This is a genomic window from Thalassotalea profundi, assembly GCF_014653195.1.
GTDB lineage: Bacteria > Pseudomonadota > Gammaproteobacteria > Enterobacterales > Alteromonadaceae > Thalassotalea_B > Thalassotalea_B profundi.
On record NZ_BNAH01000007.1, the window covers coordinates 55,007 to 68,397 of the forward strand.

The following is a 13,391-nucleotide window of genomic DNA, read 5'->3' on the forward strand; positions in this document are numbered from 1 at the left end:
CCGTGAGACTTTATCTTACGTTAATTGTTATTATTTTATTATTAGTTGTTGCATTCATTTTTGGTAGTCAAAATGAACAGACATTAACTTTAAATTATCTAATTGCTCGCACAGAATTAACAGTTGCGGCAGCGGTTAGTTTGTTTACTGTTATTGGTTTTATATTAGGCTTGCTATTTGCTCTTTTGTGGAAATTAGTAAGGCGTGTTAAACCTAAAAAACCATCCATTGAAAAATAGAATGTTGTACTAGTTATGTTAGGTTTATTATTTTTACTTCTGCCTGTTGCCATGGCCTATGGTTGGTTTATGGGACGGAACAGTGTTAAGCAAAATAGACATAATGCAAAACAAGATCTTTCAATCAAATACTCAACTGGCTTAAATTACTTATTATCAAATCAGCAAGATAAAGCTATTGAATACCTAATAGATGCATTTCAAGTAGAAGATGATACTGTAGAAGCGCACTTTGCGATGGCTAATCTTTTTCGCAAAAGAGGTGAATTAGATCGTGCGCTAAAAATACATGAACATTTAGTTAGGCAAAAACATTTACCTTCAAAAGCAAAACAACAAGCGGCGTTCGAATTAGGAAAAGACTTTCTTAGTGCTGGATTATTTGATCGCGCTGAATCGATGTTCCAGAAATTATTAAAATCTAAAGACTATAGCAATAAATCAATTACTTATTTAATGAAAATATATCAATCTACAAAAGATTGGCCTCAAGGTATTTTACTCGCTAAAGTTATTGTTAAATCCAGAGATAAAAATTTACTCCATAACCTTGCTAATTTTTATTGCGAGTTGGCTGTGTTAGCTTTAGAGCAGGATAAATTTATAGAAGTCATAGAGCTACTAGATAATGCATTAAAATATGATGCTGATTCTTGTCGTGCTAATTGGCTACTTGCCAAAATATATGAAAATCACCAACAATATAATGAAGCATGTTTATGCTATCAAGCAATTTACCAGCAAGATAAAGAATTTTTCCCTGATGTTATTGAGCATATGGAACGCTGCTATAGTAAGTTAGATGCTATTGATGAATTTCAAAAATTTATTCGAAAAGTTTATAATGAGACGGGAAGCTCATCTGCATTAATTAAACATGTTGATTATATTGAACAAAAGCATGGGGTTGCAAAAGCAATCGAATTTACGTTAACAGCTCTTAAGCGTAGACCAACAATTAGAGGCTTTAATCATTTTATTAAAATGCAGATGGCAAGTGATAGCAATCAAACAAATTTAACTAACTTAGATATGATCAATGAGTTGATTTCGACTTACTTAAGTGTGAAACATCGATATAACTGTCGAAATTGTGGCTTCAATAGTAGTACACATTATTGGTCTTGCCCTTCGTGCCATGATTGGGAACAAATGAAACCGATCAGAGGATTGGAAGGTGAGTAATGAGCAATCTAACCTAGTCGAGTTGGCCGATTAACATAATTAGTAGGCTGATGATTGAAATCATATAAATTTACAATAAGGAATCCAATGTTAGATCCAAAAATAGTCGTTGCTTTAGATTTTGATAAAAAAGAAGAAGCGTTCTCTTTTGTTGATAAAATTCAACCAAGTGATTGTCGCCTTAAAGTAGGAAAAGAAATGTTTACCTATTTTGGTCCTGAGTTTGTTAAACAGTTGTCGGCGAAAGGCTTTGATGTATTTTTAGATCTTAAATTCCATGATATTCCTAATACAGTTGCTAAAGCGGTAACTGCCGCCGCAGACTTAGGTGTTTGGATGGTCAATGTACATGCGAGTGGCGGAACACAAATGATGATTAAGTCTAAACAAGCTCTGAAACCCTATGGAGATAATGCACCTTTATTAATTGCTGTTACCGTATTAACAAGCATGGGACAAGATGATTTAAATGGTTTAGGTATTTTGAAAACACCCGCGGAGCAAGTATTAGCGCTTGCGGATTTAACTAAAAATGCAGGTTTAGATGGAGTCGTATGTTCTGCTTGGGAAGCTGAAGCATTAAAAGTAAAATTTGGTCAGGACTTCAAACTGGTTACCCCTGGTATAAGACCGGCAGGAGCTAGTAGTGATGATCAAAAGCGTATTATGACACCAGAGCAAGCGGTTGCAGTTGGTGTTGATTATTTAGTGATAGGGCGACCAATTACTAAATCAGTAGATCCTCATTCAGTTTTACAAAATATCAATGCAAGTTTATTGATGCCTAATTAATATTTTAAAAGTAATTTCTCTCACAACTTGACAGATCTTAACTTCGATTCTAAACCTATAGTGTTGTTAACTGATTAACAACACTCATAGATTATTAACAAGGATCGAAAATTATGAAAAAATCTATACTATTACCCCTATCTATTCTTTTACTTTCTACTAGTTCATTTAATGTCTCTGCGATGGATAAATCGAGTGATGTAAAGACAAAGGTACAACTTGAGCAAGTACAGCAAATGGTTATTGATCTAAATAATGCTGATTTGACTCAGTTAAAGACATTAAAGGGAATAGGTGATAAACGTGCTCAAGCGATAATCGATTATCGAAACCAACATGGAAAATTTACTTCATTAGAGCAGTTACTTGAAGTAAAAGGGGTTGGTAATGCTTTTCTACAAGCTAATCAAGGTTTATTAAAAATCTAATGAGCTAACTTGTTTTTGAGTTATTACTTACAGAAAAACGCCAGTAAAATATACTGGCGTTTTATTTGGTTTTTATAAATCTTGTTTGAACTTACGGTTTAGTTGGACCGCAAGTTGAGCGACTACTAGCGTCTGCTATCATGGCTGCTTTACCTGATAATGCATGTGTTATGCGTTCATTGCTATTAGCAAATGCAGTAGGGAGCTTAGAAATCGTATTGATTGTTTCTGTTTTTACCATACCTGAAGACGCGTGGCTTTGTTTACGAGGAGTAAGCTTTTTACTCGGTAACTTAGCTTTCGTTTTCTTTTTTGTCTCTACTTTAGGTTGCTCAACTGACAGTTCAGGTGTTATTGATGAAGCCGGCTCTGTGGAAACAGTTTCTACTTCTACTTTAACCTTGACCTCATCAATATCAGTGTTCTGCTCTTCACCTTTTTCTATGTTACTTACTGATGGCTCAGCTAATTCAGTGTTGGTTGTAGTAACACTTTCAGCTTTTGAATCCTTTGCTTCCATTTTCTTCGAATCTTTGTCATTAGTATCTATTTTACTCGACTCTGGTTCTTGAATGCTTTTGGGCTTAGATTCAGTAACTTTTGATTTTGGCGCCACTTTTACTTTTACTGTTTCATCATCTTTAGTATTGCTTTGGCTAGCTGATTCAACAGAACTGATATTTTCGACAGACGTCTGTTCAAATAAATCTTGTTGAACTTCTGCTTTTGGCTCAATAGTTGGTGTCTCAGTGTTCGTAGGCGTATTAGGGTAACGTGCTTGAACTGGATCAGAGGTTATTTCATCTATTTGCGCACTAGCTTCAGCCTTTGCTTGGTCAAATTCAGGAGTAATATCCGTTTTGTTTTCACTATTTTGACGACGTCTTTGACCATGATTACGTAAATGACGAGGAGAACGACGACTACGAGGTCGTTGTTCATCTTGTCCTTTAATATCGTTTTTATCTACTGAAGCTGTCTCAACGGTTGCTTCTTGTACAGGCTTAATGCTTTCTGATTCAGTTATTTGAGGTGATTTAACTGGCTTCTTTTCTGCATTAGGGATTGTATCTTTAGTGTCTACTGTTTTTACGTCTTCAGTTCTTCTGATCTTATTACGGTTATTTCTACGTTGGCGGCGTTCAGCAACCTTTTCTTCTTTTGGTTTTTGAACACGGTCATTGTTAGATTTTCGAGTAGCTTTAGGTTGCTGATCTTTATTCTCTACCGATTTATTGTTTGAATTTGGGCGTTTTTCATTTCTATTGTCATTTCTCCCTTCATTTTTACGATTGTTTCTGCGAGGGTTTTGACGGTTACGACCTTGACGATTATCATTTTTTTCTGAGCGAGTATTTGTTTTCTTTTCAGGTTTTACAACAACTTCTTCACTTGCAAACAATCCTTTAATCCAAGAAGTTAAACTTGAGATAAGCCCAGCCTCTTTTTTCTCGGTTACTTTTTCAGTAGGTGCCTTGGCTTTTGCCTGAGGTTTTTGTGGGGCTGACATACCTTGAAGAATAGGCTCGTCCTTTTTAACCGCCTCTTTTGAAAATTTAGGCATTACAGCTTCTTCAGGGGCACTTTCTATTGCTGGAATATGATAACTTGCTTCTGCAATACTTTCATCTTGGCGTACACGTAGAACTTCGTATTGAGGCGTATCCATATTAGGGTTTGGAATAATAAGTACTCTAACACTGTGATGCTTTTCAATATGAAATACAGAACGACGTTTTTCGTTAAGTAAATACGTTGCAACAGGTACTGGTACTTGCGCTTGTACTTGTTGAGTATTATCTTTAATCGCTTCTTCTTCCATTAAACGTAAAATAGATAATGCTAGGGACTCAACACCACGAACATGGCCTGTGCCATTACAGCGAGGACATACCCCTTGGCTTGTTTCGCCAATTGATGGACGTAAACGTTGACGAGACATTTCTAATAAACCGAAACGTGAAATACGGCCTAATTGAATACGTGCACGGTCTTGTTTAACTGCATCGCGCATACGGTTTTCAACTTCACGTTGATGGCGCACAGGAGTCATATCAATAAAATCGATAACAACTAATCCGCCTAAATCTCGTAAACGTAATTGACGTGCAATTTCATCTGCAGCTTCTAAGTTTGTTGTAAAAGCGGTTTCTTCAATATCACCACCCTTAGTAGAGCGGGCGGAGTTGATATCTATTGATGTCATAGCTTCAGTAGGATCAATAACAATTGAGCCTCCAGAAGGTAGTCTTACTTCTCGTTGAAATGCTGATTCTATTTGCGTTTCAATTTGATAATGAGTAAACAGAGGTACATCGTTAGTATAAAGTTTAACTTTGCTAGCAAAGTCTGGACGTACTACTTCAATATGTTTTTTAACACTTTCAAAAGTTTTTGGACGATCAATTAATACTTCACCTATATCACGACGCAAGTAATCTCGAATAGCACGCAATATAACGTTAGTTTCTTGATGTATAAGAAAAGGAGCAGGGCGACTGGCTGCCGCTTCTTCAATTGCCTTCCAATGATGTAATAAAACACTTAAGTCCCATTCTAGTTCATCATAATCTTTGCCAACACCAGCGGTACGAACAATAAGCCCCATACCTTTTGGTAAATCTAATTTACTTAATGAGGTTTTTAAGTCAGTACGCTCATCACCTTCGATTCGGCGAGAAATACCACCTGCACGTGGATTATTAGGCATTAAGACTAAATAACTTCCGGCTAAACTAATAAAAGTAGTTAAGGCTGCACCTTTTTGACCGCGTTCTTCTTTATCTATTTGAACAATAACTTCTTGGCCTTCGGATAACACATCTTTAATGTTAGGGCGGCCTTGAAATGAATAACCTTTAGGAAAGTATTCTCGTGCAATTTCCTTCATTGGCAAGAAGCCATGACGGTCTGCGCCATAATCGACAAATGCCGCTTCTAAAGAAGGTTCAATACGAGTGATTTTTGCCTTGTAAATATTGGCTTTTTTCTGTTCATGACCTGGACTTTCGATATCTAAATCGTAAAGTTGTTGACCATCAACAAGGGCTACACGTAACTCTTCCGACTGTGTAGCATTGATTAACATACGTTTCATAGTTCTTGTGACTCGTTATTTTTAGTCACAACACACTATATGCGTAGAACACAAAGCAATCTGTTGCTATGGTAACAGCATTTTGTCAGCCTCACGGGTGTCAATCTTAATACGCCATATTACGTAATAAGCTGTTAAAAAATCTGATTGTATCGTTTACTTTATTGTTATCACAATAAAGAGAATTTTGTCTTTATGTGCTCAGCCAGTGTGCTGTGCTAACTCGATAAGTTTTCTGATAATACTACTGATGTTATTCAGTATTTGCCTTGTTGGCCTTTTACTTATCGATATTTTTAATAGTAATAAGTTTTATTTAGCTGGGGGAAATGTTTATGTAGTTTGGTTGACAAGATACACACGTCAATTATTACAACAGGCTTTTCTCTAAACAAGTCATTTATATTTTTTGATATATAATGCTTGCAAAGGTAGCCGCATTTTTCCTCTTACGCTTCTTTTAAAACTTGCGTTTTTCGTTACATTTATGTGATAAAAATCGTAACCTACCTATTATCTCACTTTTTATTAGAAAAAGGCAATTAAATAAAGATGTTAATTAGTTAAATTGTCGATGATTTGGTAAAAAGTTATGATAAACTCCACAGCATGAACGATACAACTAAGCCCCAAGTCCGCTTTATTACTGTTGATAATGAAGATGAAGGACAAAGAATAGACAATTACCTTTTAAAAACCTTAAAAGGTGTTCCTAAAAGTATGATTTATCGCTTATTAAGAAAAGGTGAGATCCGTGTTAACAAAAAGCGTACTAAACCTGAATACAAATTGGTAAACGAAGATATTATTCGTGTTGCCCCAATTCGAATTTCTGACAATACTAATGAAGTTTCTACAAAATTGTCTGTGGTCGCCAATCTCGAAAAGCAAATATTATTTGAAGATGACCGTTTAATTGTTATTAATAAACCATCAGGCATGGCTGTACATGGCGGGAGCGGTTTAAGTTTTGGCTTAATTGAAGCATTACGTGCCTTAAGGCCTGATGCGAGAATGTTAGAGCTAGTTCATCGTCTTGATCGTGATACATCAGGTTGCCTTGTTGTTGCTAAGAAACGTTCTGCACTAAGAAATCTGCATGAGCAATTACGTAACAAAACAGTTCAAAAGTTTTATCATGCGTTAGTTAAAGGGCGTTGGTCTGCGAAATTAACTAAAGTGACTGAATCTCTCAAAAAGAATGATCTAAAGTCAGGTGAGCGAGTTGTTATTGTTGATAATATTAATGGTAAAGAATCAGAAACACGATTTAAAGTTTTACAACATTATAAAGATGCAACGTTGGTGAGAGCTTTTCCTGTTACCGGAAGAACTCATCAAATACGTGTTCATTGTCAAGTAAAAGGGCATCCTATCGCTTGTGATACAAAATACGGCCATCCAGATTTTGACGAACACATGAGAAATATTGGGTTAAAACGTTTGTTTTTACATGCGGCAAGTATTGAATTTACACATCCATTTACAGAACAAAGAATAAAAATAGAAGCACCTTTAGAGCCATCATTAGAAAAGTGTTTAAAAACACTTTCTAAAGCGACATAGAAATTAAATGAGAAAATGAAAAATTATAAACTTATTATATTTGATTGGGATGGCACTTTAATGGATTCTATCGATCGCATTGTATCCTCATTACAAGCCGCTGCATTAAGTGTCAATATTGAACCACCATCTGATAAAGCGGCAAAAAGTATAATTGGCATTAGTTTAGATGATGCAATGATCGAATTATTCCCAACCGCTTCTCCAGTTATATGGCAAAAGGCAAAGTTGGCTTACAAAGAACAATATATAAGTTTAAATGAAACACCAACCCAACTATTTGAACATTCAAGACACTTATTAAAAGTATTAAAAACTCATAATAAAGTTTTAGCTGTCGCTACAGGAAAAGCCCGTGATGGACTTGAAAGGGTTTGGCAAGATACAAAAACAAAACATTTTTTTAGCTCATCTCGTTGTGCAGTAGAGTGTCAATCTAAACCTCACCCAAACATGCTGTTAGAATTACTGGAAGAGTTAAATATACATGCAGACGATGCTGTTATGATTGGCGATACAGTTCATGATTTAGCAATGGCTAAAAATGCAGGTGTCGATAGTATTGGTGTAACTTATGGTGTCCATAGCCATGATGAACTATCACAATTTAAACCTAAAGCCATTGTAGATTCCTTAATTGCATTAGAAAACTTGTTAGTCAACTAATTGCTTGATAGGTTGTGCAATTTATTAGTAGGAGGATTTTGTTTCATGACGTTTCTGAGAGTTACTTTGTGATTAAATGACAGCATTAAACCCTTACTTAGTAGCAATACTCGATGAAATTGAGCAGTTTTTAACGTGCTTTCCGCTTTGTAGTGAGCATGAGATAATAAAACATTTACAAAATGAGAAAATCCCGCCGTTTGACGCGTTCTTATTAGCCGACATGAGAGATTTATTTAGCGCACATTTTCTTTGTATGCATGCCCTCTATAAATTAAAAGTCCAATATCAACAAACGAATAAATATAAACTTATTATTGAATCTATTAAAGTTCAACGAATAGCTTTAAATGAAACTCTCGATTGTAATAGTGGACTGAAAACGGCAATTGAAACTATTGATCCCCTTGAAAGCTATTATCTAAACCTTAAACACTTTTTTGATACTCAAGAAGATGAAATTAGTGATTTGCTAAAATCATTTTGGCAAAAGTATCGAGCTCAAGATAGTAAACAAGCAGCATTTAACACACTGAACCTTCCAAATAATGCAGATGCTAAAATGATAAAAGCACAATATCTTCGCCTTGCACAGATACACCACCCAGACAAAGGGGGCAGCACTGAAATGTTTAGCAAAATTAATCAAGCCAAAGACATTTTAGATAAACTTTTTTAAAAGATTTAATAAAAGAATCAAGAGCTTGCTTGAAGAGCTAATACATCAACATCAAACTGAGCAAGTAATTGAGTGAGTTTAATGAGCGGTAAACCTATTAAACTATTAGGATCATCACCTTCTAATCGCTCAAATAAACAAATACCAAGCCCTTCACTTTTGAAGCTACCAGCACAATTGAGTGGCATTTCAGCCAGTACATAGTTTTTTATGACTTCTTTACTTAATGTTTTAAAGTGAACATGAAAAGGTTCAACTATTGACTTAGCGACTTGTTTTTTACTATCGTAAACACATAAACCTGTATAAAAGGTAATACATTTATTACTAAACATTGTTAGTTGTTTAATGGCATTTTCTATCGTATGAGGTTTGCCTAGAATTTCACCCTCACAAACGGCGACTTGATCAGAACCAATGATAAGAGCATTACGATGATCTAAAGCAACGGCTTTCGCTTTTTCTATTGCTAACCTTTCTACTAAAGCAGTGGGTGTTTCGTTGACTAAGGCGGTTTCATCTATATCTGGTTTAGCAGTAATAAAGGGTAAATTTAGTTTTTCTAATAATGATTGTCGAAATGGTGAAGTAGACCCTAAAACAAGTGTTTTCATGTAAATGACTCAATATTTAAACAGATACCTGCTAATATATGGCTTATATTGCATTTTTAAACAAATTTAGCTAATTTTCTTTTGACACTTGCCTTGATGAGCATTATTATGCGCGCCTTATGCAGAATCTTAAACTTCCGATAACGATAAATCCGATTAAAAGCGCACAGCAACGCTCAGTGTGTGACGGAACTTATAAGTTATCAGAAATGAATAGATTGCTTGCAGTATGCGAAAGTTGCTGTGAGCATGTACATGTTAATGTAAAATTTGATGTGGATGAGCTTGGCTTGGTAGTTATATCAGGCAAAGGGTCGGCAACAGTTTCGTTAGCATGTCAGCGGTGTAATGAGGCATTTGAGCATAAATTGGATCTTGATTTTCACTTCAGTCCAGTAAAAAATGTTGAAGCCGCTGAAAACTTGCCGTCATATTATGACGCAATTGAATTAGATGAAAATGGTGAAATTAACTTGCGAGATTTAGTGGAAGAAGAGCTAATGCTTCTTATTCCGTTAATACCTAGGCATGAACTTGAGCAATGTCAATCTCCAGCTGACAGCGTTTGGGGCGAGTTGCCTGAAGAGCTTGATAAGCCGAATCCATTTGATGTATTGAAACAACTTAAGTAATTAACAGATTTTAGGAGTTAGCTAATGGCAGTTCAAAAGAGCAAAAAGTCTCGTTCTAGACGTGGTATGCGCCGTTCACATGACGCATTAACAACAGAAAACTTATCAGTAGATCCAGTATCTGGTGAAAAGCACCTTCGTCATCACATCACAGCTGATGGCTTTTATAAAGGTGTTAAAGTAATCGCTAAATAGGCGAAACTACTTTGAATAGTCTAACCATAGCGTTAGATGTTATGGGGGGCGATAAAGGCCCCCTTGTAACGCTCACTGCTGCAATTTTTGCAGTTAAAAAAGTGCCTAACCTGCATCTACTGCTTTGTGGTGATGAAAAAATCATTACAGAGACACTTCTTGCACATCAAATTTCTCAGCATAACCAACTAACACTTATTCCTACAACAGAAGTTGTTGCTATGGATGAAAAACCGTCTAGTGCTTTACGTACTAAGCGAAATTCCTCTATGCGAAAAGCGATCGATTTGGTTGAGCAAGGCAAGGCGCAAGCTTGTGTAAGTGCTGGTAATACCGGTGCTTTATTTGCTATGGCCCATTGTATTTTAAAAACATTGCCAGGTGTTGAGCGACCAGCACTAATTTCGTCATTACCCACACACGATGAAAACAAACATGTTTTCATGCTTGATCTAGGGGCGAATGTTTTTTGTGAAGCGAATATACTGTATCAATTTGGCTTGATGGGCTCAGTAATGGCAGAGCAAGTTGATGGGATTACTAAGCCAAGAGTGGCTTTATTAAATATGGGTGAAGAAGACATAAAAGGTAGTGATCATATTAAGCTTGCGGCAACAAAGCTCAGTGATAATGATCAAATAAATTATGTAGGCTTTATCGAAGGGAATGACATTTTTACCAATAAAACAGATGTTATAGTCTGTGATGGCTTTGTTGGTAATGTGGCGTTAAAAACCTGTGAAGGTGTTGCCCAACTTGTTTACAGAAAACTACATAAATTCTTATCAGAGCATTTTTTTGCAAGAATAATCGGCAAAATTTTGGCTCCTGCCCTAAAAAAACTCTTTAAATCGATGAACCCCGACCAGTATAACGGTGCAAGTTTGATAGGATTGCGCGGTATAGTGGTTAAAAGTCATGGTAATGCAGGTAGTAAAGCATTTGAAGCAGCGATCTTTGAAGCAATGAAAGAAGTAGAAAACCAAGTACCTGAAAAAATTAAATTAGCCTTAGAACAAGGATTAATTGAACAACCACTTACTGAATAATTAAAACAACGATAAATGCTTTATTAAGACTACGCTTATATAAAGTGATATTTAGTGATCTTCTATTAGGTAAAAAAATGCAAAACAAATTAGCTTTTATATTTCCTGGGCAGGGTTCTCAAGCGGTAGCAATGCTGAGCGACTTTGACAATAACGATATCGTTCAAGATACTTTCAAGGAAGCCTCTGATGCATTAGGTTACGATGTATGGTCTTTAGTTAATCAAGGGCCAGCAGAAAAACTCAATCAAACAAATTTCACTCAACCTGCATTATTAACAGCCAGTGTTGCTTTGTGGCGTCTTTGGCAAGCATCTAGCACTATAACGCCAAGTGTTATTGCAGGTCATAGCTTAGGTGAATACTCAGCTTTAGTTTGCGCTAATGTTATTACTTTATCAGATGCGGTTAAATTAGTTGAAAAGCGCGGTGAATTCATGCAAACGTCTGTACCTGAAGGTGTAGGTGCTATGGCTGCAATTATCGGTTTAGCTGATGATGCTATTATTAAAGCTTGTAAAGAAGCAGAGCAAGATCAAGTTGTTTCTGCTGTTAACTTCAATTCTCCTGGTCAAGTAGTGATTGCAGGGCATACAGATGCTGTCACTAGAGCAGGAGAGCTATGTAAAGCTGCGGGTGCTAAACGTGTACTTCCTTTACCTGTTAGCGTGCCTTCTCACTGCGCTTTAATGAAAGATGCCGCAGATAAGCTAGCATTAGAACTTGAAAAAATTAGATTTAATACGCCTGACATACCTGTCATTAATAATGTAGATGTTATTGCTCAGACTGATATAGCTGAAATAAAAACAGCCTTAGTTAAGCAGTTATATAGTCCGGTAAGATGGACAGAAACAATAGAAAAAATGGCGGCTCAAGGTATTACCAAAGCACTTGAAGTTGGCCCCGGGAAAGTATTGCAGGGCTTAGTTAAAAGAATTGATAAATCAATTGCTTGTGTATCTTTAAATGACGTATCGTCATTAGAAAAGTCACAAGAGTTAGTGAAGGAATAAGTATGTTTTCATTAGAAGGTAAAGTGGCATTAGTGACAGGTGCTAGCCGTGGGATTGGTAAAGCAATCGCAACACAATTACAAACGTTAGGTGCGACAGTTGTTGGTACAGCAACTTCAGAGCATGGCGCTCAAAAAATTAGTGAATATTTGGGTGATAACAATGGCGTGGTGCTAAATGTTACTGATGACGCTTCAATAGAGGCTATGTTTGAAGCGATAAAAGTGCAACACGGTACTATTGATATTCTTATTAATAACGCTGGCATTACTCGTGATAATTTGTTTATGCGTATGAAGGACAGTGAATGGCAGGATATAATTGATACTAATTTATCTTCAGTATTTAAAATTAGTAAAGCTGTCATGCGTCCTATGATGAAAAAACGTCATGGGCGTATTATAAATATTGGCTCTGTCGTTGGTACAATGGGTAATGCTGGGCAAGTAAATTATGCTACAGCGAAAGCTGGATTAATTGGTTTTACAAAATCTTTAGCAAGAGAAGTTGCATCTCGAGGCATAACAGTAAATACTGTTTCACCTGGATTTATAGACACAGATATGACACAAACGCTGACTGATGAGCAAAAAGAAGGTATATTTGCTCAAGTTCCGGCAAATCGTTTAGGTAAGCCTGAAGAGATTGCGAACGCAGTTGCTTTCTTGGCGTCAGATGCTGCTGCCTATATAACTGGCGAAACTTTACATGTAAATGGTGGCATGTATATGGTTTAATCAACAGTGATTAGCGTTGATTAAATTTGAAAAATAAGCATAATAAAAAACGGTCAACAGGTTAGACCAGCAAAAAAAGCAAAGTTAGAAGCTTGCATGGTGACTTGTAGACGAATACACTACACGCAATTTTGAATAATTGTATTTTCTAGTAAAGGAAAAAAAATGAGTACTATCGAAGAACGCGTAAAAAAAATTACTGTAGAGCAATTAGGTGTGAACGAAGACGAAGTAAAAAATGAAGCTTCTTTTGTTGATGACTTAGGTGCTGACTCTTTAGATACAGTAGAATTAGTCATGGCGTTAGAGGAAGAGTTTGATACTGAAATCCCTGATGAAGAAGCAGAAAAAATCACAACTGTGCAAGCAGCTATTGATTACGTTACTGCAAATCAGTAATTTCAATAATCAGGCGGTTTATACCGCCTGATTTATTTTTAACAGACGTATTTTTAAGATACGTACACATCATAATTATTTTCATTTCTATCGGAGG

Annotated in this window: 15 protein-coding genes; 13 read left to right on the plus strand and 2 right to left on the minus strand. The window is 36.1% G+C overall.

Annotated elements, in window-relative coordinates:
- Positions 1 to 2 precede the first annotated feature (2 nt).
- The 4 genes from IE155_RS10045 (at position 3) to IE155_RS10060 (ending at position 2,644) form a co-directional block, all read left to right on the plus strand.
- A complete protein-coding gene (locus IE155_RS10045) occupies positions 3 to 239 on the plus strand; it encodes a lipopolysaccharide assembly protein LapA domain-containing protein (protein ID WP_189378125.1) in 237 nt (78 codons plus the stop codon).
- A 15-nt stretch (positions 240 to 254) separates the two neighbouring features.
- The gene (gene lapB, locus IE155_RS10050) at positions 255 to 1,424 is read left to right on the plus strand and encodes a lipopolysaccharide assembly protein LapB (RefSeq protein WP_189378126.1); all 1,170 of its coding nucleotides are present in this window, start codon (positions 255 to 257) and stop codon (positions 1,422 to 1,424) included.
- An 87-nt stretch (positions 1,425 to 1,511) separates the two neighbouring features.
- The gene (gene pyrF / locus IE155_RS10055) at positions 1,512 to 2,216 is read left to right on the plus strand and encodes an orotidine-5'-phosphate decarboxylase (RefSeq protein WP_189378127.1); all 705 of its coding nucleotides are present in this window, start codon (positions 1,512 to 1,514) and stop codon (positions 2,214 to 2,216) included.
- Positions 2,217 to 2,329: 113 nt separating this feature from the next.
- Entirely contained in the window at positions 2,330 to 2,644 is a 315-nt protein-coding gene (locus tag IE155_RS10060) for a ComEA family DNA-binding protein (RefSeq protein WP_189378128.1), read from the plus strand.
- 91 nt (positions 2,645 to 2,735) lie between these two features.
- Here IE155_RS10060 and rne read toward each other — a convergent pair whose 3' ends face one another.
- A complete protein-coding gene (rne, locus tag IE155_RS10065) occupies positions 2,736 to 5,741 on the minus strand; it encodes a ribonuclease E (protein WP_189378129.1) in 3,006 nt (1,001 codons plus the stop codon).
- Positions 5,742 to 6,350: 609 nt separating this feature from the next.
- Here rne and rluC point away from each other — a divergent pair.
- From rluC to IE155_RS10080, 3 genes are all read left to right on the plus strand, one after another.
- Positions 6,351 to 7,307 carry a 23S rRNA pseudouridine(955/2504/2580) synthase RluC gene (gene rluC, locus IE155_RS10070; protein WP_189378130.1) on the plus strand — a complete coding sequence of 319 codons (957 nt, stop codon included), beginning with the start codon at positions 6,351 to 6,353 and terminating at the stop codon, positions 7,305 to 7,307.
- A gap of 15 nt (positions 7,308 to 7,322) precedes the next feature.
- A complete protein-coding gene (locus IE155_RS10075) occupies positions 7,323 to 7,973 on the plus strand; it encodes an HAD-IA family hydrolase (RefSeq protein ID WP_189378131.1) in 651 nt (216 codons plus the stop codon).
- A 76-nt stretch (positions 7,974 to 8,049) separates the two neighbouring features.
- Positions 8,050 to 8,652: a DNA-J related domain-containing protein gene (locus IE155_RS10080; RefSeq protein WP_189378132.1), complete on the plus strand. Its 603-nt coding sequence runs from the start codon at positions 8,050 to 8,052 to the stop codon at positions 8,650 to 8,652.
- Between the two features lie 17 nt (positions 8,653 to 8,669).
- Here IE155_RS10080 and IE155_RS10085 read toward each other — a convergent pair whose 3' ends face one another.
- A complete protein-coding gene (locus tag IE155_RS10085; protein WP_189378133.1) occupies positions 8,670 to 9,266 on the minus strand; it encodes a Maf family protein in 597 nt (198 codons plus the stop codon).
- 119 nt (positions 9,267 to 9,385) lie between these two features.
- Here IE155_RS10085 and yceD point away from each other — a divergent pair, with 119 nt between their 5' ends.
- From yceD to acpP, 6 genes are all read left to right on the plus strand, one after another.
- Positions 9,386 to 9,898, plus strand: coding sequence for a 23S rRNA accumulation protein YceD (gene yceD / locus IE155_RS10090; protein WP_189378134.1), 513 nt, complete (start codon positions 9,386 to 9,388; stop codon positions 9,896 to 9,898).
- 24 nt (positions 9,899 to 9,922) lie between these two features.
- Positions 9,923 to 10,093 (plus strand): 50S ribosomal protein L32, encoded by a 171-nt coding sequence (rpmF, locus tag IE155_RS10095; protein WP_189378135.1) that lies wholly within the window; start codon positions 9,923 to 9,925, stop codon positions 10,091 to 10,093.
- Positions 10,094 to 10,134: 41 nt separating this feature from the next.
- Positions 10,135 to 11,142 (plus strand): phosphate acyltransferase PlsX, encoded by a 1,008-nt coding sequence (gene plsX, locus IE155_RS10100; RefSeq protein ID WP_229817218.1) that lies wholly within the window; start codon positions 10,135 to 10,137, stop codon positions 11,140 to 11,142.
- Between the two features lie 77 nt (positions 11,143 to 11,219).
- The gene (fabD, locus tag IE155_RS10105; protein ID WP_189378137.1) at positions 11,220 to 12,158 is read left to right on the plus strand and encodes an ACP S-malonyltransferase; all 939 of its coding nucleotides are present in this window, start codon (positions 11,220 to 11,222) and stop codon (positions 12,156 to 12,158) included.
- A 2-nt stretch (positions 12,159 to 12,160) separates the two neighbouring features.
- Positions 12,161 to 12,895 carry a 3-oxoacyl-ACP reductase FabG gene (gene fabG / locus IE155_RS10110; RefSeq protein WP_189378138.1) on the plus strand — a complete coding sequence of 245 codons (735 nt, stop codon included), beginning with the start codon at positions 12,161 to 12,163 and terminating at the stop codon, positions 12,893 to 12,895.
- Positions 12,896 to 13,060: 165 nt separating this feature from the next.
- Entirely contained in the window at positions 13,061 to 13,294 is a 234-nt protein-coding gene (gene acpP, locus IE155_RS10115) for an acyl carrier protein (RefSeq protein WP_189378139.1), read from the plus strand.
- Positions 13,295 to 13,391: the final 97 nt, after the last annotated feature.